Annotated in this window: 29 protein-coding genes and 1 riboswitch; of the genes, 13 read left to right on the top strand and 16 right to left on the bottom strand. The window is 44.2% G+C overall.

Translation table 11 applies throughout. The features are described from left to right. Nucleotides 1-49: 49 nt before the first annotated feature. Complete coding sequence (locus AC5O63_RS07075; protein WP_494504424.1) at nt 50-643, bottom strand: DUF1294 domain-containing protein; 594 nt, start codon at nt 641-643, stop codon at nt 50-52. 207 nt (nt 644-850) lie between these two features. On the opposite strand from AC5O63_RS07075, the gene AC5O63_RS07070 reads away from it, so the two are divergent. Next, complete coding sequence (locus tag AC5O63_RS07070; protein WP_004748736.1) at nt 851-1171, top strand: hypothetical protein; 321 nt, start codon at nt 851-853, stop codon at nt 1169-1171. Between the two features lie 78 nt (nt 1172-1249). Then, nucleotides 1250-1936 (top strand): helix-turn-helix transcriptional regulator, encoded by a 687-nt coding sequence (locus tag AC5O63_RS07065; RefSeq protein ID WP_494504423.1) that lies wholly within the window; start codon nt 1250-1252, stop codon nt 1934-1936. A 6-nt stretch (nt 1937-1942) separates the two neighbouring features. On the opposite strand, the gene AC5O63_RS07060 is transcribed toward AC5O63_RS07065, so the two are convergent. Both AC5O63_RS07060 and yjjG read right to left on the bottom strand, forming a co-directional pair. Further along, entirely contained in the window at nt 1943-2158 is a 216-nt protein-coding gene (locus AC5O63_RS07060) for a cold shock domain-containing protein (RefSeq protein WP_004748738.1), read from the bottom strand. Between the two features lie 64 nt (nt 2159-2222). Next, nucleotides 2223-2897 (bottom strand): pyrimidine 5'-nucleotidase, encoded by a 675-nt coding sequence (gene yjjG, locus AC5O63_RS07055; protein WP_494504422.1) that lies wholly within the window; start codon nt 2895-2897, stop codon nt 2223-2225. Nucleotides 2898-2993: 96 nt separating this feature from the next. Between yjjG and AC5O63_RS07050 the strand changes: the two genes are divergently transcribed. The 8 genes from AC5O63_RS07050 to AC5O63_RS07015 all read left to right on the top strand — a co-directional run bounded on the left by AC5O63_RS07050 (nt 2994) and on the right by AC5O63_RS07015 (nt 9511). Further along, nucleotides 2994-3911: a LysR family transcriptional regulator gene (locus AC5O63_RS07050; protein ID WP_272239512.1), complete on the top strand. Its 918-nt coding sequence runs from the start codon at nt 2994-2996 to the stop codon at nt 3909-3911. 135 nt (nt 3912-4046) lie between these two features. Continuing rightward, nucleotides 4047-4181, top strand: a complete 135-nt coding sequence (locus AC5O63_RS07045; protein WP_272787406.1) for a hypothetical protein — start codon at nt 4047-4049, stop codon at nt 4179-4181. A 69-nt stretch (nt 4182-4250) separates the two neighbouring features. Then, on the top strand, nt 4251-4901 hold the full coding sequence (elbB, locus tag AC5O63_RS07040) for an isoprenoid biosynthesis glyoxalase ElbB (RefSeq protein WP_494504421.1): 651 nt from the start codon (nt 4251-4253) through the stop codon (nt 4899-4901). Nucleotides 4902-5191: 290 nt separating this feature from the next. Then, the gene (yiaY, locus tag AC5O63_RS07035; RefSeq protein WP_171319821.1) at nt 5192-6340 is read left to right on the top strand and encodes an L-threonine dehydrogenase; all 1149 of its coding nucleotides are present in this window, start codon (nt 5192-5194) and stop codon (nt 6338-6340) included. 101 nt (nt 6341-6441) lie between these two features. Next, nucleotides 6442-7173 carry a dienelactone hydrolase family protein gene (locus AC5O63_RS07030; RefSeq protein WP_486787762.1) on the top strand — a complete coding sequence of 244 codons (732 nt, stop codon included), beginning with the start codon at nt 6442-6444 and terminating at the stop codon, nt 7171-7173. Nucleotides 7174-7498: 325 nt separating this feature from the next. Continuing rightward, a complete protein-coding gene (locus AC5O63_RS07025) occupies nt 7499-7858 on the top strand; it encodes a YciI family protein (RefSeq protein WP_004748745.1) in 360 nt (119 codons plus the stop codon). 3 nt (nt 7859-7861) lie between these two features. Beyond that, nucleotides 7862-9103: an RNA polymerase sigma factor gene (locus AC5O63_RS07020; protein ID WP_494504420.1), complete on the top strand. Its 1242-nt coding sequence runs from the start codon at nt 7862-7864 to the stop codon at nt 9101-9103. A 69-nt stretch (nt 9104-9172) separates the two neighbouring features. Next, nucleotides 9173-9511, top strand: coding sequence for a cytosolic protein (locus tag AC5O63_RS07015; protein ID WP_494504419.1), 339 nt, complete (start codon nt 9173-9175; stop codon nt 9509-9511). A gap of 144 nt (nt 9512-9655) precedes the next feature. Here the strand turns inward: AC5O63_RS07015 and AC5O63_RS07010 are convergent, their stop codons facing one another. The 4 genes from AC5O63_RS07010 to AC5O63_RS06995 all read right to left on the bottom strand — a co-directional run bounded on the left by AC5O63_RS07010 (nt 9656) and on the right by AC5O63_RS06995 (nt 11287). Beyond that, a complete protein-coding gene (locus tag AC5O63_RS07010; RefSeq protein ID WP_494504418.1) occupies nt 9656-9898 on the bottom strand; it encodes a hypothetical protein in 243 nt (80 codons plus the stop codon). Between the two features lie 41 nt (nt 9899-9939). Continuing rightward, on the bottom strand, nt 9940-10155 hold the full coding sequence (locus tag AC5O63_RS07005) for a DUF3820 family protein (RefSeq protein ID WP_004748751.1): 216 nt from the start codon (nt 10153-10155) through the stop codon (nt 9940-9942). A gap of 12 nt (nt 10156-10167) precedes the next feature. Beyond that, complete coding sequence (locus tag AC5O63_RS07000) at nt 10168-10839, bottom strand: DUF3313 domain-containing protein (RefSeq protein WP_494504417.1); 672 nt, start codon at nt 10837-10839, stop codon at nt 10168-10170. A gap of 94 nt (nt 10840-10933) precedes the next feature. Then, nucleotides 10934-11287 (bottom strand): helix-turn-helix domain-containing protein, encoded by a 354-nt coding sequence (locus AC5O63_RS06995; protein WP_069668320.1) that lies wholly within the window; start codon nt 11285-11287, stop codon nt 10934-10936. Nucleotides 11288-11659: 372 nt separating this feature from the next. Then, nucleotides 11660-11747, top strand: a riboswitch (cyclic di-GMP riboswitch). 71 nt (nt 11748-11818) lie between these two features. Between AC5O63_RS06995 and gbpA the strand changes: the two genes are divergently transcribed. After that, nucleotides 11819-13276 (top strand): N-acetylglucosamine-binding protein GbpA, encoded by a 1458-nt coding sequence (gbpA, locus tag AC5O63_RS06990; protein WP_494504416.1) that lies wholly within the window; start codon nt 11819-11821, stop codon nt 13274-13276. A gap of 58 nt (nt 13277-13334) precedes the next feature. Here the strand turns inward: gbpA and AC5O63_RS06985 are convergent, their stop codons facing one another. From AC5O63_RS06985 to AC5O63_RS06965, 5 genes are all read right to left on the bottom strand, one after another. Continuing rightward, nucleotides 13335-14501, bottom strand: a complete 1167-nt coding sequence (locus tag AC5O63_RS06985) for a serine hydrolase (protein ID WP_486787757.1) — start codon at nt 14499-14501, stop codon at nt 13335-13337. A gap of 224 nt (nt 14502-14725) precedes the next feature. Then, complete coding sequence (locus AC5O63_RS06980) at nt 14726-15829, bottom strand: HNH endonuclease (protein ID WP_494504415.1); 1104 nt, start codon at nt 15827-15829, stop codon at nt 14726-14728. Beyond that, a complete protein-coding gene (locus AC5O63_RS06975) occupies nt 15829-16542 on the bottom strand; it encodes an OmpA/MotB family protein (RefSeq protein ID WP_494504414.1) in 714 nt (237 codons plus the stop codon). Before AC5O63_RS06975 ends, AC5O63_RS06980 begins: the two co-directional genes overlap by 1 nt. 3 nt (nt 16543-16545) lie before the next feature. Next, entirely contained in the window at nt 16546-18297 is a 1752-nt protein-coding gene (locus AC5O63_RS06970) for a hypothetical protein (RefSeq protein WP_494504413.1), read from the bottom strand. A gap of 251 nt (nt 18298-18548) precedes the next feature. Beyond that, nucleotides 18549-18914, bottom strand: a complete 366-nt coding sequence (locus AC5O63_RS06965) for an NADH:ubiquinone oxidoreductase (RefSeq protein WP_494504412.1) — start codon at nt 18912-18914, stop codon at nt 18549-18551. A 470-nt stretch (nt 18915-19384) separates the two neighbouring features. Between AC5O63_RS06965 and AC5O63_RS06960 the strand changes: the two genes are divergently transcribed. Both AC5O63_RS06960 and AC5O63_RS06955 read left to right on the top strand, forming a co-directional pair. Next, the gene (locus tag AC5O63_RS06960; protein ID WP_004749661.1) at nt 19385-20548 is read left to right on the top strand and encodes a threonine/serine exporter family protein; all 1164 of its coding nucleotides are present in this window, start codon (nt 19385-19387) and stop codon (nt 20546-20548) included. 184 nt (nt 20549-20732) lie between these two features. Further along, nucleotides 20733-21632 (top strand): LysR family transcriptional regulator, encoded by a 900-nt coding sequence (locus AC5O63_RS06955; protein ID WP_494504411.1) that lies wholly within the window; start codon nt 20733-20735, stop codon nt 21630-21632. An 11-nt stretch (nt 21633-21643) separates the two neighbouring features. On the opposite strand, the gene rsxG is transcribed toward AC5O63_RS06955, so the two are convergent. The 4 genes from rsxG to AC5O63_RS06935 all read right to left on the bottom strand — a co-directional run bounded on the left by rsxG (nt 21644) and on the right by AC5O63_RS06935 (nt 24859). Next, complete coding sequence (gene rsxG / locus AC5O63_RS06950) at nt 21644-22351, bottom strand: electron transport complex subunit RsxG (RefSeq protein ID WP_494504410.1); 708 nt, start codon at nt 22349-22351, stop codon at nt 21644-21646. 9 nt (nt 22352-22360) lie between these two features. Further along, entirely contained in the window at nt 22361-22600 is a 240-nt protein-coding gene (locus AC5O63_RS06945) for a DUF333 domain-containing protein (protein ID WP_494504409.1), read from the bottom strand. 48 nt (nt 22601-22648) lie between these two features. After that, nucleotides 22649-22837: a twin-arginine translocase TatA/TatE family subunit gene (gene tatA, locus AC5O63_RS06940; protein WP_494504408.1), complete on the bottom strand. Its 189-nt coding sequence runs from the start codon at nt 22835-22837 to the stop codon at nt 22649-22651. A 96-nt stretch (nt 22838-22933) separates the two neighbouring features. Continuing rightward, nucleotides 22934-24859: an amidohydrolase gene (locus AC5O63_RS06935; protein WP_494504407.1), complete on the bottom strand. Its 1926-nt coding sequence runs from the start codon at nt 24857-24859 to the stop codon at nt 22934-22936. Between the last annotated feature and the right edge of the window lie 223 nt (nt 24860-25082).

Below are 25082 nucleotides of genomic sequence, written 5' to 3'. Positions count from 1 at the left end.
TAGCAAAAAGGGCTCAACAGAGCCCTTTTTCAATGTTTGATGTTAAGCGCTATAACACTCGATATTGATAAACAAACTCATGAAGCATTAACGCCCCTTGATCCGTATTCAACCAACAATAAAACAGAATATTGAGTACCAACGTCGTCCAGAATAAGAACTTAAAGCCAATATCATGATACTTGTGATGCATAAATGACTGAGCAAACAAGGCACCAATCCATCCACCCAGTAAATTGAGCAAATGGAAGGTTATTTCAGGGACACGCCACGTGCCTGTTAGTTTGGCATGTTTATCGAACGCATACACAGTGTAAGTAACAGTGCTAATAGCAAGGTAAAACATACAAGCGACCAAAGGAAAATCGAGAAGAACGACGCTGCCGACTAAAGCACTACAAAACCAAATTGCAATCGCCAATGAAAAGTTAAATACCACGGGCCTTTCAATTTCTATCGCTCGCATCATGCCATTGCTGTCTGCCCCTAACCTAAACACCACTGGTTCACTAACACTTGGTATCTGTGACGCGTTCGCTAAATCACTAATATGAAAACGAATCTGGGTATCTTGATTCTCTACCGCAATGTAACCGTATCCTTTGCTCTGATCCCACTGAGCAATCGTTCCTTGAATGGACATAGTTTTCCTCTTCCTAGCAACAACGTTAAATGTAATAGCAATCGTTATAGACTTTATTTAATTACCTATAGCACACATATTCCACTGCGTGCATATTTTCGCTATTTTCTCGTATTTTTTTGAAGTGAAACACTCCTGACAGGTTCTGACACACCACTCCCATATTCTTAATTCGAACCTAAACAACACAAAACAAGGAATTTAATTATGAAAAGTGTCATCGAAATCGTTCGCTTCAAATTACTAGAGAATGCAACTTCAGAGCAGCTCGTTTCGGCAAGTGAGCAGAGCCAGAAATTTGTATCGTCATTAAACGGATTTGAATATCGCTCGTTAAGCTTTGACCAAGATTCAGGCACTTGGACGGACGTGGTCTACTGGGACTCAATGGATAATGCAAAAGCGGCTGGTGAGCAGTTTATGGCGAGTGAAGACTGTAAACCGCTTATGGCTTTAATTGACCCAGAGTCTGTCATCATGCAACATCAGACAATCATGATGAGTGACCTAGCGGCAAAATACCAATAGCAACGAGTCAATAGTTTGGGGAGCGAGTAAGGCTCCCTATTTTCCATTGTTTGACCACTTCTAATGTTAGGAAGACAAGTGAGTAAATCAGAACGGCTGTTTGAACTTTTAACCCTAATGCGCTCAAAGCGTTATGCTGTCACGGCCTCTCACCTTGCCGAGCAGATGGAAGTGAGCGAAAGAACCATCTACCGAGATATCCAATCGTTACTCAATTCTGGTGTACCGATACAAGGAGAAGCCGGGGTTGGCTATTTGCTACAGGCTGATTCTCATTTGCCACCTTTGATGTTTACCGATCAAGAAATGATCGCGCTTGAGCTCGGTATGCGAATGGTGCGAGCTTGGTCTGACGATGAACTCGCCACCGCATCAAAATCGGCCTCAACCAAGATACTCTCTGTCCTTCCCGATCGGCTCAAGAAACAGATTGAGAGCTTTCCGATATTCGTGCCGGAAATTCACACTTCTACAAAAGATGCGACGCGCAGTAAAATGCTCCGACATGCTACAGACGCCAAGTTAAAAATCGAAATTGATTACAGTGATCAGAGCGGTAATAAAACCGTTCGTAAATTGCAGCCACTCGGGCAAATATTTTGGGGAAAGATTTGGACGCTAGTTGCTTGGTGTGAGCTAAGAGATGACTATCGTCACTTTCGAATTGATCGCATAGACAAGCTCAATATCCTTGATGAAGTATTCGAGACTTCAGCAGAAAAATGCCTCGAATACTACATTAGACAACACGCTCCAGATGCTTAAATAACGTTACTTCATTAAAGTTGGAGAGATATTCAGAGCCAAACGGCAGCCATTAAGGTCCGACTCAACATCGAACTCTACCAGCTCATTGATATGAGGTTCAATGGAGGAGACCGCGATATCTCTCACGTGAAAGAACACTTTGTCGTCTTCGTTTTCCTGCTTGATAAAGCCGTAGCCATGGCCTTCATCTAGATCAACTATTTTTCCCAATACCGACATCTTCACATCCCTTAATACAAACTTTAGTACTAAGTACTGGCGTTAAGCGTTTTGGGATCACTCGCTAAGCAATCAAAATATCTTTTAGCTGATGTAATGAACTTACCGTGTAGTGAGGCGAAATCGAATGATCTTGTTCCATACCGCTGCTATTCAGCCAACATGTTTCAATACCAAAGTTAAGACCACCCAAGATATCGGAGTGTTGGTTATCACCCACCATCAACACCTTACTTTTGCAAGGCATGCCCATTTTCTCTAGTGCGTGACTGAAAATCGCTTTATCGGGTTTCGCTACCCCAACTTCTTCAGAAATGATGACATGTTCGAAGTACTGGGTCATCCCAGTTTTTTCGAGTCTGATCGCCTGAAGATCGGTAAAACCATTAGTGATAATGCCCATTTTCGCTTTGCCATGTATCGCTTCCATCAGCTCTTTCGCTCCAGGTAGAACCGTGCAGATATCCGCCATGGCTTCAAGGAATGAAGAGTTTAACTCTGACGTCGTCGTTTCTAGCTTGTCTGCCCACTCTTTGAATCGCGTATGCTTTAACTCGTGCGCAGTAATTGCGCCATTTTGATAATCGACCCACAACGGCTTATTGATCTTCTGATAGTGTTCAAAGTCGCCTTGCGTGAAGTCAATTCCTTTACGAGAGAACATTAGCTGCATCCCTTTAAAGGCATCAAAATGAAACAGGGTTTCGTCAGCATCAAATAAGATCCAATCGTACTTCATTATTATCTCCTCAAATTCTCGCCGCTAGTGTAAATTGTTTTCTTTTAGATGATAATACCCTAACAAAGAAACTTATTGTTTACTGGAGCTCAACCAATGCAAGCTTTTTCTGCGATTCCCATCTTTGTTTCAGTGGTTGAAAGTGGCAGTTTTTCTACCGCAGCCAGCAAACTTAATATCACCAAATCGGCGGTAAGCAAGCGAATTACCCAACTAGAAGATGAGCTAGGTATTCGACTCATTAACCGTACCACGCGCAAACTTAGCCTAACCGAAGCGGGCCAGCGCTATTACGATTATGTTGTCCAATCTCTCTCGCTCGCACAACAAGGGATTGATGCGGTCACTGAGCTCCAAGGCAACCCAAGAGGCACACTCAAAGTAACAGCGCCGATGTCATTTGGTGTATTGCACATTGCCCCACTCATTTCTGACTTTTTAGCTCTCTATCCAGATGTCGAAATTGACCTTAACTTAGAAGATCGCATGGTGGATCTTGTCGCGGAGAGATTTGATGTTGGGATCCGAATCGGTGATTTACCCCTTTCTAACTTGGTCGCAAAACGTCTAGCCCCCTGTAGAAGCGTCCTTTGCGCCGCACCCAGTTATTTATCTCTGCATGGCTTGCCGAGTAAACCTAGCGATCTCTCCAAGCACAGTTGCTTGCAGTACAGCTATTATCGCGGAGGTTCTGAATGGTCACTTCACTCTGCAGGAAACGAGTTCAAAGTCATTCCTAAAGGTCGCTTGGTGGTCAACAATAGTGAAGCGATACGTCGGGCGGTTCTGGGAGGAAGTGGCATTGCAAACCTTCCTACCTTTATTGCAGGGAAAGATATCGCGGCAGGTAACTTACAAGTCGTTTTGTCAGACTACGCTTTACCGAGCCATGCCGTCTATGCAGTATTCCCCGAAAAGAAACACATGCCTCACAAGGTTAGAGCCTTTATTGATTTCATCAACCAACGATTGGGAACAGAAACACCCTATTGGGATGAAGGGTTATTACCTTAGATAGCCAAATGTGACACTAAGCTCATAAATTTACTTTGGTAAAGTTTCTCAGCCAGTTAATGATGTAAGACAATTTTTAACGGCTGTCATCCGTTCAGAATAGCCATATACCTGCTGTTCTAGGAGACATTCGAAATGAAACGATTTTTCCCATCTAGTGTCATGCTTATCCCGTTCGTCGTAAAAAACTATTCTGAAGAAGATCATGAGGATAGCCCAGAATTAGAACGTGAATCTGAGCCAACCCCTGAACTTGAACTGGAAGAATGAGAAGCTCATCAGGTCACTAACAAGCAATTTTTACTACCCTATTAGCGCACGTTTATAAGGGAACATAAAATGAAAAAGATTGCAGTTATTCTCAGTGGCTCGGGTGTATTCGATGGTGCAGAAATTCACGAATCCGTACTCGCTCTACACGCAGTAGAAAAGCAAGGTGCTTCATGGCATTGCTTTGCTCCTAATATTGATCAACTCCATGTCATTAATCACAAGACAGGAGAAGAAATGGATGAGCAACGCAATGTTCTTGTCGAAGCGGCACGTATTGCACGAGGCAATATTGAAGATGTCGCGAAGCTTAATGTCGAGGAATATGATGCTTTACTGGTACCTGGTGGGTTCGGTGCAGCAAAAAACCTGACTGATTTTGCCGTGAGAGGTGCTGAGTGCAGTATCAACACTCACGTTGCCTCAGCATGTCGCGCCTTTGCTCAAGCCAACAAGCCCGCAGGTTACCTCTGTATTGCTCCGGCGATAATTCCTATGATTTACGATCAAGGAGTTAAAGGTACTATCGGTAACGACGAAGCAACTGCAGCCGCGTTCAACGCTTTGGGTGGTGAGCACGTCAATTGCGATGTCAGCGATATTGTCGTAGATGAGCAAAATCTAGTGCTATCAACACCTGCCTATATGCTGGCCGAGAATATTTCACAAGCCGCAAGTGGTATCGACAAGCTCGTTGAGCGCTTAGTAAAACTCGCATAGTTATCTTATGTTATGGCCCCTATCCATGTTCTGTGGATAGGGGCTTTTTAGTTTTCATGAAGCAATATGAATCTTATTTAACCCCAATTACTGTTGAGAAAACGATTGCGCTAACCCACTAATATTTAACAAGTTTATATACGATAAATATGCAACTAGATTGACTTCACATTTCGCAGCCAAATCTACCCCTTTTGGGTGAGTTAATTGTCTAAGATCAAGATTTTTGATCGGATAGTTATGCGAGTCTAAATACAGTTTTTAAATCTATAAGAATATGGAGCAATCCAATGACAAGTGCATTTTTCATCCCTACAGTAAACCTAATGGGCGCAGGCTGCCTAAAAGATGCTGCTGATAGCATCCAATCTCAAGGCTTCAAAAAAGGTCTTATCGTTACAGACAAAATTCTTAGCCAAATTGGTATGGTTAAGCAAGTACAAGACATGTTGTCTGAACGTGATGTTGAGACTGTAGTATTTGATGGCACTCAACCAAACCCAACAATCAGCAACGTAAATGATGGCTTGTCACTGCTTGCCGACAACGAGTGTGACTTTGTCATTTCTCTAGGCGGTGGCTCTCCACACGACTGTGCTAAAGGTATCGCTTTGGTCGCTTCAAATGGCGGCAAAATCGGTGACTACGAAGGTGTTGACCAATCAGCGAAGCCAATGCTACCACTTATCGCAATCAACACTACCGCGGGTACTGCATCTGAAATGACCCGCTTCTGTATCATCACAGACGAAGAGCGCCACATTAAGATGGCTATTGTTGATAAGCACACAACGCCACTGATTTCGGTTAATGATCCTGAACTGATGCTAGCTAAACCTGCTTCACTTACAGCCGCAACCGGTATGGACGCATTGACTCACGCTGTTGAAGCCTATGTTTCAATCGCAGCGACACCTATCACTGACGCGGTAGCGATTAAAGCAATCGAGCTTATTCAAGCACATCTACGTAAAGCCGTAGAAAATGGTGACGACATCGAAGCTCGCGAACAGATGGCTTATGCCCAGTTCATGGCAGGTATGGCATTTAACAACGCTTCTCTAGGTTATGTTCACGCAATGGCACACCAGTTAGGCGGATTCTACGACCTACCACATGGTGTATGTAACGCAATTCTTCTTCCACACGTTCAACGCTACAACGCGCAGGTTTGCCCTGAACGTCTACGCGACGTAGCGAAAGCAATGGGCGTTGAAGTAGAAGGATTGAGCGCTGAGCAAGGTGCTGAAGCGGCTATCGATGCCATTGTGGCACTTGCAAAAGATGTGGGTATTCCAGCAGGTATCCAAGAGCTAGGCGCAAAATCTGAAGACATTCCAGTACTAGCCGACAATGCCCTCAAAGACGCATGTGGCTTTACTAACCCTAAACAAGCAACGCATGAAGAGATCTCAGCGATCTTTGAAGCTGCGATGTAATTCAACGCTTTTCCTTACAGACCAAGCCTCCTTCGGGAGGCTTTTTTGTACCCTTTAGTTTCTAATTGCGTACTACACTTCTACGACAACGGAGGTGTTCTATGAAATCAACAATTGGGCTTATTCTTCTTTTATTATCCTCGCTCGTTCAGGCAGGTGAAAGCAAAATTTACAATGTAAAAGGTAGTGACTACGAGGGCTACTGGGCTAAAGTGAGCGACAACGCTCCTCTTGTTCTGCTTATCCACGATTGGGATGGGCTGACCGATTACGAAATGAAAAGAGCACAAATGCTCAATGAGATGGGCTATAACGTTTTTGCTGCTGACCTATTTGGCAAAGGTGTCCGCCCAACGGAAGTGAAAGATAAGAAACAACACACCGGAGAACTCTATAAAGATCGAGAGAAGCTTCGTGCACTAATGCAAGGTAGCCTCGATTTTGCGGCTTCTTTGGGAGGAAACGCCGAGAATGTCGTCGTGATGGGATACTGCTTTGGTGGTGCCGCAGTCCTGGAATCTGCACGAGCAGGAATGAATGCCAAAGGGTTTGTTACCTTCCACGGCGGCCTTAGCACGCCAGATGGGCAATCTTACTCGCAAACGACTGCGCCTATTCTAGTGCTTCACGGCACGGCTGATAGCGCGATTCCAATGTCCCAATTCGCCTCGTTAGCCGAACAGCTAGAAACGGCTAACGTAAAACACGAAATGATTACCTACAGCGGAGCCCCACACGCTTTTACGGTTTTTGGCAGCCCTAGGTATCGTGAAGATGCCGATCGTAAATCTTGGGCAAGCTTTTCCAACTTCTTAACCGCCACCACCCAGTAGATTTGTACCAAAATAAGCCGACGTTACTGTCGGCTTTTTATCCTCAACCATTTTTCAGTGACTAAACCACGCGATCGATTCCTGCAAATTTTAACGCTAAACATCACTTGAAAAGATATCTGAGCGCTTCATAAATATTCCCTTCCCTACCCTGTCAATCAAACACTTAAACGACACCTAGCACAAATCTCACCATTGATAGCTATTTAGTCTACGTTCTAATGTACATTCATTCACAGAGTTAAAATAATTTTAAGTTCGTGTCGAAAATGGCGAAGCGAAAACGTCCTTGAGTAGGAAACAACAAACCAGAAGGAAAATTAAGATGAAATATATGCTTTTGCTTTATGCTGCACCAGATAAAGAGCCAGCATTTGGTACTCCTGAATTTGACAAGATGATGGAAGATTTTGCCCTTACCTCAGAGACGTTCGAAAAAGATGGCGTACTTGTTGGTGGCGAAGGATTGGAGGGGGTAGAAACTGCAACTTCATTGAGAATCCACTCCGGTAAGGTAGAAACCATGGACGGTCCCTTTGCAGAAACACGTGAAAACTTGGGGGGATACTATATCGTTGACGTGCCTGACTTGGACGCCGCATTGAAATGCGCAGCAATCATTCCTGTGGCTAAGTTCGGCACCATCGAGGTTCGTCCTTTGCTGAATTATAGTGAAGCAGATTAACGTATGAATAACGCCTCTTCAAAAGCTATCGCTGTCAGTCAGATTATTCATGATCTCTTGCATAAAGACAGAGGACTGCTTTTGGCGGGGCTTATTTCTCGCCTTAATGATTTTCAATTGGCCGAGGATGCCCTACAGGAAGCAACAATATCGGCCTTGAAACACTGGACTCGGTCCGGGCCGCCTCATAACCCTAAGGCTTGGCTAATGAGAGTCGGCTTAAATAAGGGAATAGACCAGATTCGTCGGGTGCAACGAGAGCAACGTAAAACGGTGGATCTAGCTGACCATTTTGCCTCAGACTTAGAGTATGACGTTCATGAAGCCATTCCGGACGAACGTTTAAAGCTCATCTTTACCTGCTGTCATCCAGCCTTGGAAGAAAAGTCACGTATCGCGTTGACCCTACGTACAGTTTGCAATTTAACGACCAAGGAAATCGCCGCCGCTTTCCTAGATAACGAAAAAACCATGGGGCAGCGACTGTATCGCGCAAAAGCGTCACTTAAAGCCAAAGGCATTCCGTTCTCGACCCCAGATGAAGACAAATGGGATGACAGATTGGAAACTGTGCTTAAAACCATCTATTTGATATTCACCACTGGCTATGTAACAGAAGACAAGAGCCCACGTTCCCTATGCCAAGAGGGCATCTTTTTAGCGAGACTTTTGATGACACTACGACCCAATGAACCAGAAGTAGAGGGTATCTTGGCATTAATGCTACTTACTGATGCAAGAAGCACAGCACGAATCGATGTTAGTGGCGCCATAGTGCCTATTGAAGAACAGGACAGCACATTATGGCTGCTAGACGATATTGATGAAGCTCAATGCATCCTTTCCAAGGCTATCGAAAAAAGGCGACCTGGCCCTTTTCAGATCAAGGCAGCTATTGCAGACTGCCATATGATGAAACCCAACCCTGATTGGATTCAAATGTCTTTGCTTTATCAATCACTATGGCGCTTCGAACCTACTCCAGTTGTCGCCTTAAACTGGGCAGTAGTGTTTGCAGAAACAGAGCGTGCAGAACTTGCACTTAAAAGGTTGGACGAGATAAAAGAAGACCTTAAAGATTACCAACCTTGGTACGCGGCACGAGCGCATATTCTCAGAAAACTAGGACATAAAGCCGAAGCTTGTACTTTTTATAAACTGGCCATAGAAAAGTCGCCAAGTACGGCGACCCGCGCTTTCTTAGAGTTGAAATTACGAGAGTTGACACAGGGTGACGCCGCTTAAACGTAACCCTCTATTGGGTTCTCCTATGATAGTGATACAATCTGCGCATCAGAATTACCGAGAAAACCTATGTTCATCCATCATGTTAACGGCATCGACTGGCTAGTGATTACCGCTTTTGAAGAGCTGAAACCTATATTTATCGAAGACGCTGGTGCGATCCCCTCTTGCTTCTCTATCACCAGTGAATTGAGTCTGATTGATCAAGCCAAGCGTACTTATGGATATTTGCCTTCAATTCATGGCGTCATTACGGATACTGGCACGTTTCAAAGCATGAACATCGAAGAAGATCTAAACCCACAGCTTGCCTGCATCGTTGAGGGTCGCGGCCGGGTGTTTATCTATCACGGTGGCTATGTGGCTTTTGTGGATGACGAGCAAACCTTTATCACCCGAATGGACTAACAGTTGCTCTGTAAGTTGAAATCGACGAATAGCCCGAGCAAGGAATAAAAGTAAAAGAGTCAGCTTTACGGTCTGACTCTTTTCAATAGGACAGGAGTTATCTGGGGAGAGTTTAAGGATACTGAGGTAAGTTTCGTTCGCTGATTAGCTAGCCCGATGACCACTCTTTTTCACAAACTTTTGCATCGCCTCGGCAAACGTTGTTGTTCTGCCTTTAGCCTGAACCTGTACTACCTTATATCCCATCTTTTCTAACGCTTGGCGTTCTACCAAAACGGCTCTGTCGTCTTGCTGACTACCTTGCGCAGGTTGATGAATGTAACACCGTTCTAGTTGACCGTCTTCGACCAATTGGTGATGTCTCAGTGCATCGATATCAAAATTCATAGTACGTCTTTAAATTAAATATAGGGAGCGATTGTGGAAGGTTACATGCGCTTTAAGGGCTTAACCACGCTATCTAATCCTTCGATCTTTAGCGCTAAGCATAACTTGAGGAGATCGCCGAGCTCCCCATTCGGAAAGCCCTTTTTATCAAACCAAAGTAAGTACTCTTCTGGTAAGTCGATAAGCACGCGACCCGCGTACTTACCAAACGGCATTTGCATTCGTGCAAGTTTAATTAGATTTTCTTTTTCAAGCATTGCTCAGGTTTTCTATGGCTGTTCCCAGCCTTGTAGAGTAACACCTAATCGCTCTACCCAATAGTTAATCGCGTCTTTCGCATCATCAAGCGAGTCAATCATTGTAGAAAAGTCTTTGTTTCCTGCCTCTCTGTCAATGGCGGCAAACAGTGGTGCACCGTCCTGCGCATCACTAACAAGCAACTCAACACTCGCACTACCCACATTGGTATGCTCGCCAGTGGTGACTTTGGAGATGGTTGAGATGGCTAAACCAAACGGCAGTACGCTGCTCGTAACCGCCAGTACTGGATTCGGAGTTTCAACATTACTCAATGCGATACTCAAACGCAGAGTATTCCCTGTCGGCTCTGAGACAACTTGTTTATGGAGAGAGATTTTCTCAGTCAGACGAGCGACCATGTAATCCGTCAGCTCTTGAACTTCTTCTTTATCTAGGGTGCTTTCTTCCGTAACGACAAACACTTGGTCAATCACTACCGAATCATACTCATCCAGCTTTTCGCTTAATCGTTTTGCGTCTCTTAGACCAATGCGGGCCCATACTAAATCGACACCGCCTTCAGGCCCTGCTCGAAAGTCTTCATAACTGGTAAATTTAGTGGCGCGTTGAACAGGTCCACCAGCACATCCAACCACGAAAACGCTCACCACGATTAAAAGCAAGACCTTGAAAGATTTCATGTAAAGCACCCTAGTTTATATTTGAAATCAGAATGCTATACCATATGATATTTAGATGTCCAATTGTATTCTATTCAAATTGGTTATATTGGGATCAAGAAGGATGTACCGTGTGCGCGTACTCAACGATCACTTGATTGCCTTCAATGTAAGCATTTTGAATTTCACCATCGACACTCATGCGACTTTGCAGGTACACCACCTTTGGACCATGTTCATTGGTTTCTTTCAGGCTTGGAACCACATTTTTAGGCTCTAAATGAAGAAGTCGACAAAAATGGCTTACGAAAGACATAGTAAGTGGTGTTTCACCTCTTAAAACGCGAGAAAAGCTGAGCTGATTCATGCCAAGCTTTTTGGCAAATTCCATCTGAGTGAGTCGCATTTTCGATTTTTTCGACATCCAGATCTGGTAGAGCGCCTCTCTATCTTTGTCGGTAAATTCCATCGTGATTCCTTGTATAACATTTTGGGGTGGATTGTCGTTGTTTTGGTACTTGAGGTTGTCAGAGCTTGGTAAGTGAAAGTCAAAGCTTTGTCTGATAAACGTCAGCTACAGACAGGACGAGACAAAATAAACCACACCCAAATCATTCACAAGACACATCAATAACACCGCTTAGTTATTTAATTTCAATAGGTTAATAAATTAGTCAATATGTAATTAGCAAGTTAATTTGCGACAAGAAATTCAGATCGAGATTATCATTCCACATTTAAGTTTTGGGCTTAGCTTTTCTGATGGGCGTTAGCTACATTTCGCCTGCTTATACAAAACTCATTACTTTGTAATCTAACAATATATTGCGGCAAGTATAGGCTGCACTTCAGGCAAACTATCCGAAAGGTTAGGACGCAAAGCCACCGGTCTGTCGACATGTTATGTCTATGATAGCGGGGTTGCCATTTAGCGAGTCTCGCTAGATGTTTCGCGTGCCGGAGTGTCATCTTTTTTGTTATCCATAGATAAGGACAAATGATGAACAAACTCCCAAACAAATCACTCATTGCGTTAGCTCTACTTAGTGTGAGCGGTGCTAGCTTCGGCCATGGGTACGTATCAGCGTACGAAAATGGTGTTGCTGAAGGCCGTGCGGCACTTTGTAAGTTCCCAACCAGTGACACAAACGAAAAGAACACCAACTGTGGCGCTATTCAATATGAACCGCAGAGTGTAGAAGGGCCAGATGGTTTCCCTGAAACAGGCCCACAAGACGGTAAAATTGCCAGCGCTCAAACTTCACTAGCAGCGGCGCTGGATGAGCAAACTGCTGACCGATGGGTTAAACGACCTATTAAATCGGGCTCTCAGTACTTTGAGTGGACTTTCACTGCCAATCACGTAACTAAAGACTGGAAATACTACATCACCAAAGCAGATTGGAACCCTAATCAGCCCCTCGCGCGCAGTTCATTTGACCTCACGCCTTTCTGTGTTGTCGATGGGGGAATGGTTCAGCCACCAAAACGTGTTAGCCACCTTTGTAACGTTCCTGAGCGAGAAGGTTATCAAGTGATCCTTGCTGTTTGGGATGTAGGCGATACGGCAGCTTCATTCTACAATGTTATCGACGTGAAATTCGATGGTGATGGTCCAGTGATTCCTGATTGGAGTCAAGGCGGTCAAATCAACCCTACGCTCGATCTCAGTGTTGGCGATACGGTTTATACCCGAGTGTTTGACAGCAGCGGCGAGAACTCGTCTTACAGCACAGAACTCGTGATTCAAAACAGCGAACAAGGTAAAGCAAACAACTGGTCTTATGCTCTTGCGAGTAAGATTAACCAAGAGCAAAGCCAAATTCGTGCCGGTCAGCTTAATGACCAAGGCGAATTTACCCCTGTTTATGGAACCAACCCAGTCTACCTAAAGGCAGGGTCAGGACTAAACAGCGTTGAAATCGGCTATAAATTTGAAACACCAGAGCCGGATTACGACCTTGATGTTGTAGGGCTACAGTCAGAATACGTAATTGGCGACTCACCGACAGAGCTTGACCTGACATTAACCGCAACAGGCGACTTAACGGCAGAGCTAACTGTCTACAACCACCATCGCGAACCATTAGCTTCTTACTCGAAGGCGCTGAAAGACGGTGATGTTGAAAACACGACGATGACTCTATCTAAGTCTGAGCCAGGGCATCATATGTTAGTGGTTGTCACTAAAGATGACCAAGGTAAGGTGATTGACCAAAACACGCTAGATTTCCACCTAGTAGAAGATCAAACGCCACCACCTGGTGACTACGACTTTGTCTTCCCACAAGGCTTAGAAAGCTACACAGCGGGAACTAAAGTATTAGCCAGTGATGGTGCGGTTTATCAGTGTAAAGAGTTCCCATACTCAGGTTACTGTGTACAGTGGTCACCATCGGCGACGCAGTACGAACCAGGAGTTGGTTCTCACTGGCAATCAGCTTGGAACAAGCTGTAAGTCGTTTATATACAAAAAGAGGATGCCCAGTGCATCCTCTTGTTTATTTTAGGTATAGTTAAAACCAACCTGAGATTAGGCGTTTAAACCAATCAAACAACTTCTTGAACAGACCGCCCTCTTCAACATCTTGCTGAGCAACCAATGTTGCGCTTGCGACCTCTTCACCATCAATACTGTAGATCACCTGCCCGACAGCATCTCCCTGACTGATTGGCGCCACCAACTCGCCATTGTATTCAATCTCGGCTTTAAGCTTGTTCGCATCGCCTTTTGGTAGGGTAATCAATACTTGTTTATCGACGCCAACAGGGACGAGGTCTTCACTACCCATCCACACTTTTGCTTCAGCTAACGTATCTGTCACTTTGGATGGAGACACAGTATCAAAGAACCTGAAACCGTAGCTCAGTAATTGTTTGCTTTCTGACTCACGGCTTTTAGTACTGCTGGAGCCCATCACCACCGAAATTAAACGCATGTCACCACTGGTTGCCGACGTCGCCAAGCTGTAGCCCGCTCCACTTGTATAACCGGTTTTCATGCCATCAACGTTTAGGCTTCTGTCTCTAAGCAGGCCATTGCGGTTGTACTGGGTAATGCCGTTGTAAGTGTAGGAAGTCTCACTGTACAGCGAATAGATGTCAGGCAAATCACGAATGATGGCTTGGCTAAGCAGAGCGATATCATGCGGTGTTGAATACAAGCCGTCGCTATCTAAGCCATGTGGATTGGTGTATCCGGTGTTATCAAGACCAAGCTTTTGCGACCAGCTATTCATTAGGCTAACAAATGCGCCTTCACTGCCCGCTACATGTTCAGCAATAGCCACACTGGCATCATTACCGGATTGAACAATCAAACCACGGTACAAATCGATAAGTGGAACATCTGTCCCTACTTCGATAAACATTTTTGAAGAATCAGGGAAGTTCTTCGCCCAAGCCTTACGGCTAATACGAACTTGATCGTCGAGAGAAATATTACCGCTTTTCACTTCTTGACCGGCTACGTAAGCCGTCATCAGCTTGGTTAAGCTCGCAGGATTTAGCTTCTTGTCCGCATTTTTTTCCACCAACACAGCACCAGTGTGGTAATCAATCAAGATATACCCCTTGGCACCTAATGTTGGAGGATCAGGAATAATGGTAGGTGCGGCAAATGCACCAAATGAAAGAGAAAATGTCGAAAGAAGCGCGGTGAATTTTAGAAAACGCGTGGTCATGATATGCGACGTCTCACTTTAAATGATTGAGTAACGACCTCAGTATAGACAACCTCGCAATAGAATCAGTAGCTTTGACATCAATCGTTACTATTCAGTAGGAAAAAGTGCAAATATCTAGCTAGTTAGGCGAGTTTCAGGCACTAGTAACCAAATATAACTCTTTATCTCTCGTAATATTCGCGCACTTTAACAATACGAACGATTATAAGTTACAACATAAACTAGCTTCTATTGGCATTTAAAAATTCAGTCACTGTATAAGCTTTCCACCCCAAGTTTTTGACGAGTTCACAATCGTTCATATCAATCACGATAGCAAATTTATTACCTGGCCATGCAAGCTCTAGTGCTGTACCGCCTTCACATTGATAATGTATTTCCGGTAGCGGCCATCTCAGCTTTTGGCAAAGGTGTATCGCACCGGAAACACCAGGGTCTGCCAGTTCAAGTACCTGCTCCCAATTTCGAACACCACTCAGCATACCCTGCGCTCGCCGAAGATCGTTGACTTGTTTGCGTTCATTGTGTTTTGGGCAAAGGTGGTCGTGGTAGATTTGCTTCGAATGGCAGTCAAAACACAGTGCTTTCAGGTTCTGTTCTCTATTGTCATCTTTGACACCATTGATATGATGTGTATGAAGCAACGATGGTGCACTGTTTAGATCAACATTACATTGCTCACAGGTGTAGTTTTTAGATGAACGGTAGTTAGTCGATACGCTAGCCCAATCCCGAGTGTAATCAGATAGTGCAGAGACAGCATGCCTTGACGGGGTATTAGTAAAAAATGAACTATAAGTTTTAAAAAACTCAGCCATGCTAAACGAGGCAAAAATCTCCGTTCGATTTAGCCCACTGGCATAGCCTTTATAGTTCAGTTCCTTGAGACAGCATTTACAGACTTTCAGCCCAGCCTCTCCTTCCATAAGCGCTTGTGACTGGTAATCTTTTCCGGCAATAGGAAAACGTCCGTCAGTACGATTGGTCACGACATAGCGCTCAAAACGCCCTTCCTTTCGCATGGATTTAAGCGTACGACAGTCTGCAACGTGGTACCTATTACCACTTTTTTCTGGATTCAATAGCGCTTTACCAATACGGCCACCGTGATCCTTGATATAAAGGAGGATCTGACGTCCTTCGTAGCTGAGGAAGCCATTATCAAAATCAATTTCATCCGATGAAACTTCAATTCCGTCACCGAGCTTAATATCAATTTGCTCACGCTCATCAGAAAGTGTTGTAGGTTCAAACTCGCGAAAGTCTGTTACCCCCATCTTCATCACCGCACTAAACAGTGCCGAAAAATCTACATTGATCTTCATTAGCGCTCCAGAATAGTTCGAATCTGGGTTTCTGCGTTAGTTACAACCCGAAATGAGACTCGTCGAGAACGCTGCTGATCTTCTGTGCCATTTTCTTTGTATACGAGTTTAGAAGACGAATACCCAACCGCTGCTACATGAGCCTTAACCCAGTCATAATAATTTGTACGAGTCGTATTCTGTGCCATCACATAGTGCAACACTCTTCGCGTTCGGTTTTGCGACAGCGCCATATTGTTAAAGTAGGCTTCACTGTCTGTAGAGTTTAAGTTCCACATACTTGAGGTATGACCTTCGAGGCGAACAGACTCGATACTGTCTTTGAAACCATTTAGCACGCCCAAATAGCGGGGAAAGAAATCGTCTAAAATGTACTTAAACTTTTCCGTCAGTCTAGCTTCACCATTAGCGAACAAAACCTCTGGTGCAGTAAAGTTAAAACTCAGAGTTTCATTATCAATTTCCGCCCCCCACGCACTGAGATCTTCGTCGAACTCCTCTACCAAAGCCTGATAGAGAGCCTGTTGTTTTTCCTGATAAGTTACTGCAACCTCTTTGATCTTATCGCGCTCCAACATGGCATCCCGCATTAGGGAAATTGAAATAAACATGAATACCATCATTAACCCAGCCATCAGATCGGAGACTGACATCCAATGCTCACCGCTTTGCTGCCCAGAGGCAGTTGATGACTTACCGAAGATCTTTTTCATTGATTACATCACCCGTGCAGAACGTACTACGTTGCCCATCTCTTGAGTCAGCGCCTTATAATCTTTGGTAAACTGCCTCGTGACCTCAGTAAGAGCCTTGCCCATTTGCTGGACCGTACGAACAATTTCCTTTTGCATCTCCGTATCTAGGAAGTCAACTTTTTGATTAACCGCGTCACCAGTTGCTTTTAGCGCATTGTCTATTTGTCCGTTCAAACCTTCCAATGAAGCTTTAGTCTGTTCTGTCTGAAGTCTGAACACTTCACTTAAGTTTTGCTCTAGGTTGCGACGCATTTGGTCAAACGCCTCTTTCGTTTCTATCTGCACATTACGTGTATCTTTGACAAGCTCCTGATTCGCTTCTTTCAACACTTTTGAGGTTTCTGCCGAGTCTTCTTTTATGCCCGTGACTGTGGCACGCATAACATTGTTAAGATCACTCATTCCATCCTTGAGCTCCCTCTGAATTTGCTCTGCCGCGGTTGTTAGTTCATTGTTCATCTGCTTCATGTTAGAAGACGCTAGACCGGCGTTACTCTCAAACGTTTGAGAAGCTTCTGTCAGTTTGCCACCCATATCATTGGCACTTTTGATAAGCTCAGATGAAAGCTGTGTGGCACCTTGTTCAAGGTTTGACTTCATGGTTTTAATACTGTTTTCAGCATTTTCCGTAAAGCCAGAGATAACCTCTTGAGATTCTGCAAGCATTTGAGTGTAATGTTCAGAAGCACCACTCACTGATGAACTGATATCACCCATAACTTTATCAAGTTGAGCTTTAATTTCTGGCATAGCATTAACCGCCTGATCGCGAAGTTCTTTAAATGCTTCTAAGCGTTGTTCCAACTCGATAACTTGAGCCTGATTATGAGCTATAACTTCTCGCAGACTTTCCATGCACTGGGGAATACTTTCAGCCTTCTCAGCGATCTCTGAAATAGAATTTTTCGTGTAAGCAATTGCTTCTACACCAAGGCGATACTTCTCTGCCATATCTTCGAGTTGAATACGGTAGTTTTCCTGCCAGTCCACTAACTTTCTAACGGATTCATCCAAGCGCTTAAAGTTCTGACCAAACTGTTCGGTAAGATTGTTGTTGAAGTCTTTAATCACATCCTTGAGCGCATTAATCACTTGTTCGGTTGCAGATTTAGAAAGCATCTGGCCGAACTCTTCCATTTTTTGCCACAGCGTTATCTGAAACTGTTCACTCTGCTGTTGCTGTTTCTCGAAATGAGTAGCAATCGTACGGTTTCCATCAGCGATATCGGTACGCATATTTCGAATTTGAGAAGTCAAGGAGGCATCTTCACTACCCTTAATTGCTCGAAGTAACTCCTGCGAAGCATCCAATTGATGGTTCATTACAGCCAAGATTTGCTCAGGGCCCACCTCTCCAACTACTTCTTCATCGTAGTTTTCAAACATAGGAGAGAATGATTTGTATACGATAGAGCAGAACATACCAACCAAACTGGTTAGAAATGCGGTTTTTAATCCGGATAGTAGCGTCCCAATACTACCGTCTATATCAAGAGGATTAAAATCCATCAAACCAACAACAATACCTGCAAATGTACCTAAAATACCTAACGAAGTCAGAGTATTAGGGGTATTCAAAGTAAAGGTCCTGCATAACCCTTTCGCTGCTAGGATTGCAGAAACAACAACGACGAAAAGGATAGTAACGATAAACGTATTCGATATGGAGTTAGCACTCCATGATGCGACAATTGAAGCGAGAAGGTTGGTCAAGAGGTAGGCTCCACAAAACAAATAGATTTAACATCAAATTATATTACATAATACCATTACATGGAGGAGTATCACAATTTTTTGTATGAAAATTGGTCTTATTTTGTTGATTAACTACTAGCGAGCCACTGTTGATTGGTTCGGTCACTGACAAGCATCTACTTTTCTTACGTCAGTTTATTTCGTAGAACTCAGATACAAAAAACCAGCGCCGAAACGCTGGTTTTGAAATCTTTTAGCTTAGCTTTCTATTAAGCGGCTTTTAGCTCTTCGCGTGCTTTCTTTCTTGCCATTAACTTCTCGCGGTAAACAAACCAAACATAGCTTGCGACGATTGAGAAGAACAGGTACGAGAGTGAGAAGACTAGTGGTGAACTAATGAGGTCTTGCGAGATTCCCCAAGATACGCCCGCAACCGTCACTGCGATTTTAGAGAATAGACCACAAAGCAATAGCAGAAGTGCTAGTTGCGGGAAACGACTACTGCGGAATGCAAACCAGTAGCAGCTACCTACCGCAAGAGTAGAAACGTAAAGACCAAGCAAGAATGAATGAAGGTGATCTGCTGACGCGACACCCGCGGAAATCGACACCATGAAGATAATGAATAGTTTCATATTTTGCCTCGCTCTTAAAAACTAGAAAAAGCTTCCTTTCATTTCTGCAAACTCATTTTGCGTATATTTTCGCCCATCTAGTTTTAAATTCAAGCAGTATTTTTGTCTATTTATTACACAGATTTCATAGACAACTCAATTGTAAATGACTTGTTAAATGCATATTTAATAAGGATTCTTTGTATACTTACACTTAGGGCAATAGCATAAAAGGCTAGCTTTTAAATGTTACAGGCAAATAACAATTGTTACAGTTTAAATTCTTTCGATATATGTGAATGAGAACACTAAATGTGCAGTCAAATTGACAAACTTATGAGTCCAAAAACTTAGTTTTCGAAAATCGACAAGACACAAGCACCAGGGATAACTTTTTTGTGTGAGCTTAACCACTGTTCACTGCATTGTGTCTCGTCTCATTAGAAGGGCTTTGGTACCTTTGCGTCACAGATTTATACGTATCACATACCATGCCTTCCCAGTACCGAATTAAGAAGATAGTCGAGATCGGCGATACCCTTCACCGCAGTGGCTGCGCGCCATACAAACTTGAGAAATACACTCAGTTTTATGCTCGTAAACATGGGGTGGATGTTATGATCCAAGCAACCCCGACGACGGTTAATTATCAGTTTCCTGATGACAATAATGCGGTAGTGATGAAACGCCACCAGCCTGCATCCATTAACCTCAGTTTACTTGCCAATACCATCATCAGAATCAACCAGCCAAGCAGTGAACCTGTACCCGAACCAGTGGGTTACCCTAAGTGGGTCATCGCGCTGGCTAATATGGGCATCCCGCCTGCATACCTAATGCTCGTTGGCAGTACGCTAGATGCGGTTTTGTTCTCTGTCTTGTTAGGTTTTCTAGTTTGGGGCGCTCAACAGATTTGCAAAGCTCGCAGATCAATAGCCGTTGAGTTTATTGCTGCGCTTATCACTGGGATGCTAGTTGCTTGGTTCGCAAGCACAGGTGCTGCCGTCCCCGTTTGGGCTCTGTGTATTGCTGCCATTGTTCTCTTCGTTCCCGGACTTTCCATTGCAAACTCGCTAGAGTGTCTCGCGTTTAATGATCTGGTTTCAGGCACAAGTCTGTTGGGGCAAAGTGCGCTGACGCTTATCAAGCTGTTTGTCGGTATTGTTATGGGGCTCAATATTGGTGAAGCTGTTTGGGGGCAAGCAGCATCCATTGATTACACTAATGAAGTACCGACTTGGCTGCATATTTCCGGTTTGTTCCTAATCTCAATCTCGCTTGGCATCATCTTCAATGCACGCCCTACAGACATTTTGCTTGGTTTGCCTGTTGCAGCCCTAGGAATGTGGGGGCCGTTTTATTTAGGCTTTGAGAGTGGTTGGGTCGTTGGCACTTGGGTTACGACAGTTCTGATTACTTTGTATGGCACTTGGGTGGCCAAAAAAATGGATCTCACGGGTTCGATATACATCGTGCAAGGGATCATCATTCTAGTTCCAGGAAGCCGAGTGCTAGTCAGCGCGAGTCAATCGGTGTTTGAGCAGTCAGTGCTGCCTATACCGAGTATTGGCCTTTCCGCACTATTTATGTTCTCAGCCATCGTCGCAGGCCAAATCACCGCTTACTCTATTTATTCACCTAAGATAGAAAGGTAAGTTTGCTCACGCCTAAGTTTGAACAATTTGTCCTCTTGCTTGAATAATAAGAGCTGACTCGACCGTTAGCTCTTATCAATCATAGGGTTCTGTAGAATGCTAAGCGGATTACTCTTTAACGCTGGAGACTACACATGGTAAAATACACCTATTAAAACAGAGTGTATTTACCTGGACTTAAGCGATGGAAGTGAATATTGAGCAATTGTCGGCCTTTATTGCCGTGTATGACACTGGCAGTTTTGCTTTGGCCGCACATAAAGAGAAAAAGCACGCCTCTACGCTAAGCAGAAGGGTCAGTAACTTAGAAATAGAACTTGGCTATGAATTGTTCGAGAGACACACAAGCTCACTGGTACCAAATCAACGAGCAGCTGAACTATACCAATACGCTAAAGCCGTCACGTTTGAAGTTGAACAATTCAATGCTCGTGCACTAAGTGCTCTTCAAGAACTTCCATCAACTCTGACGCTCGCCGTCGCGAGCTCTGTCTTAGGTATGGGGATTTCCAAAGCTATAGCGCAAGTGGCAGGGGCCTACCCAACCCTAGATATCGTCTTGTTAGAGGGAGACACTAAAGAGTGCACCCAAAAACTTTACAACGGTGAAGTCGATCTTGCGATTGTTCTCTCAACGGAGCACTACGCCTTAGATATCGGGATCGTAAAACTACTTTCATTTGAACTGGTATCGGTAACTAGCCCTGAATACGCAAAGAAGTTTGGTATCAACCTAGGTAGCAAAGTCAGCCAACAAACCCGCCGCAGAATGCGCCAAATCGTCTTAAAGTCTTTTCATGACATGGGGCACGACCAAGTCGAAAAAGGAAGCCATCATGTCTACAGTGTAAACAGCTTCCCTTCTGCACTTGAGTTGATTGTAAATGGTGTCGGCTGGGGCTACCAACCTTTGATTCAATGCCAGCACCTCATTGAAAGTGGTGCACTGGTGGTACTGGATGTTGAACTTGAGTACAACTTGCGTTGGTCAGCAGATGCAATTTGGCTCAGTTCAAAGCCCCTTTCAGAGCCACTTCAGATGTTGATTGATAAACTCAGTGAAGGAGCAAAGTCGGTGACCTAACCCTGCCACTGTCAACTACAGTTGACAGGTTTGCGAGCGATAGTTCGCACTATCTGGTGAAACAGTAATGATGAGTTCTTTGTGGCCTTAACCACCGATCTAGATGTGATCGTCGCCCCTGTTAATGCATCAAACTGGCCGCCATCTTTATGTACTTTCCACTGTTTCATCGTTAATGATGCCAACTCGACATTCGCAGCTCCTCGATAGGTCGCACCTGTTGCTCCATCGACTGTGTTACCATTATTCCTTAGATCTAGGCGCTTACCCATGAATCCATCTACCCAATCCGTCACTCGTCTATTGATCTTTTCCCCAAGACCTGGGGTTTCATTGTGCTCGACTATTCTCACTCCGGTAATTCGTCCATAGTTATTGAAACCAACGAGCAGACGAATTGGGCCGTTATAACCATCTGGGGCTATCGTCTCCAGTATCAAGCCTGATTGCTGGCCTTTAAACTTGGCAATGTAGACTGGCATAGATTCGCTTGTTCCCAGATATTTGGAGCCTGGGAGTAAGGTACATGACAGTGAAAGATCGTTATCGTGCAGTGCTTGAGGAAAGACTTGATTAAGCTGACTCAATAAATTTTGTTGTTTATGGGAAGCTATTTTGTCTTGGGTAAGAGTATGGGTAAGCACTACTAATGCCGTCGATAGGATAGCAAAAACTGCCAACACTAAGCTGTTTTTTGTTGCAATTCTAATCGCGCTCATGTTGAGATTTTAGTCATGCTTTTCGGCCAATTTATTAGGTGTCTCGCCACGTAGTAATGCCTCTGGCTCAATTTCTGCGCCATTAGGAAAAACGCATAATTTGGTCTGTTCAGTGATTTTTATTACTCCACCTTTGTTGATACAAAATTGTTCTGCCGGATTCGCTCCCTTAGGCATAGTCGTATGTGTCGAAGCAAACACAGGAGTATAAAAAACGCAGGCGAATGCGCTGAGAATAACGACTCTCATTGTTAGTCCTTTTTAAATAATCGGTGTGTACCGTGAGCCATTGCTGACTTATTGTTCATTTTTGTTTGGCTTAAAATCTGCGTCTTTGCCGATTGACTCGTCTTTGTTGATTGCTTTTTTAATCCCTTTGATGGCAGCGCCAAGATCCGCTCCAATGCCACTTAACTTTTTAGTACCGAACAGCAATACAACAATCACTGCAATGATCACCAACTGCCAAACACTCACTCCACCCATAGGAACCTCTCAGATAATCTATAATTGTCTTTTGTTAACTCAATACATATAAACCCCTCGCGTAGTTGCGAGGGGTTACTAGGGGCGTTTTAAATACTAAGTGAAGTGACGACCATTGGTTGCAAACGTCATAGTATTGTTTGCGTATTTACCTTCTAGTTTTCCTAAATCAAGGATATCCTCAACTTTAGAGCTCAGGTAAACATCTTGGCCGCCAACGACTGTACTTAGAGGCTTGGTCTTATGAACCTCATGGATTGCAACGTCAAAGATGTTTTGATCAAGCACAACAAAATCAGCAAACTTACCAGCAGTGATCGAGCCAATTTTATCACCCAGCTTCTGGCTATTTGCTCCACCTTGGGTATACATCCAAAACGCCGTTTCTAATGGAATTGCATGTTCTTTAGCGTTTAATGTTGGCCCTTCAGTTAAGCCAGCACCACGACGAGTGACAATCGTTTCTAGAGCAATCCAAGGATTTACTGGGGTAACCGTCCAGTCAGTACCAATCGAAACCAACGCGCCTGTATCAACGATTGGCTTCACTGGGAAGAAATATTTATCGACACGGTGCTGTCCGATATCTTTTGCAATAACACGGGTTGCCGCCATGTCGTACCAGAATACTGGAGAGAACTCTGCCCACACATTGTTCTTTGCAATGCGTGGGATATCATCTGGGTGGATCATGGATGTATGAGCAATGCGATGGTTGAGTTTATCTGCATTGTTGCCAGGCTTCTTACGCAGCTCTTCAACCGCATCAAGCACCATGCGTGCAGCACCGTCACCCGCACAGTGCGCGTGTACTACTAAGCCCATTTCATCATAACGATGCAGCCCTTCACGATAATCCTCTGGGGTATTGCGCCAAGGACCGGTGTAACCGTCCGTACCTTCATAAGGTTCAACAACTACAGCCGTTTGACCCGCAGCCGCACCATCTAAGATGTATTTAACACCAACAAGTTGAATCCTGTCTCCAGAATAATCTTTATGGTTGTAGATGTACTTTTTAGATAGCTCTTGCATCTCTTCAGTCGCAAAATCCACCGTATCGGTAGCATAAGAGGTAATGCGTACCGTTAGGTCATTTTTGTCGTCAAGATACTTGTATGCTTGCCCGTACATCTCACGAGACCAAGGTTCAGTAATGGACGTTAAACCGAAGCTGTTTAAGTAACTAAAGATAGGTTTAAGCTGCTTATCGCCAATCACTTCTGGGCGAGGAAGCGTCAGTAGCCACTTTTCCCAGACCACATGCGCCGCAAGCTCACGAAGAACACCTGTTAGCTCGCCATTTTCATCTCTCACATAGTGGCCACCAATAGGATCTGGGCTGTCGTTGGTGATTCCACACACTTCTAATGCTTTAGAGTTTACTAGTGCTGCATGGCCAGAACACTCCCAGAAGAATGCAGGCTTGTCGGGAATGATTTCATCGAGAATCTTCTTGTGAGAAGGCTTGCCAAACATTTGGATATCGCTGCCATCATCCCATAAGTAATCTAAATTGCCACCAAATACCCAGTCTTTATCTGGGTTCTCACGCAGCTCTTTCGCTACGCTTTGTTTGAACTCTTCCCAAGTCGTCGCGCATTCATCCACAGCGACGTTATTGTAGTTTTCTACCGCCATTTCTGGATGCATGTGGTCATCAATAAGACCCGGTACTACGGTATGACCACGAAGATCGACCACCATAGTATCTTTCTTGCGTAGCTTTAAAATTTCATCCGTTGTGCCAACTTGTACGAACTTGTCGCCTTTTACAGCAAACGCTTCAGCCCAATGCTGATTAAACTTGTCACCTTGGTAGACTTTACCGTTAACATAGAGAATCAGCTTACCTTTAACATTACGAGCGTCACCCGGTGTAGCATTACCTACCGCTTGAGCGATTGGGCTCACTGCCATCGTTAGAGCGGCAGCGCCTCCAGCCTTTTTAAAAAATCCACGACGTGAAGGATTGTCGAGTACATTGTCGTTATCGTTTAGGTCTAACATCTTACGCTTCATAGCTTTTTCCAGTCTTTGTTAATTTTTCGCATTGTCACAAGCCCCCTTTAGGGCTTATGACCGACTTGCAGATATTGCTAACTAACACATGGGTTGCTCTACCTAAGAGCAGCTCATTTAGCTTCATAATGATGTTTATTATGCATGCATGGAGGGAACGGCAAACTCGCCAAGCATGCGTCTGGATATGGGTCTGAGCATGCAATTTTTGCATGCCAAATGA

This window comes from Vibrio sp. SCP2, assembly GCF_059295395.1.
This window is presented reverse-complemented; position numbering and strand designations above follow the sequence as displayed.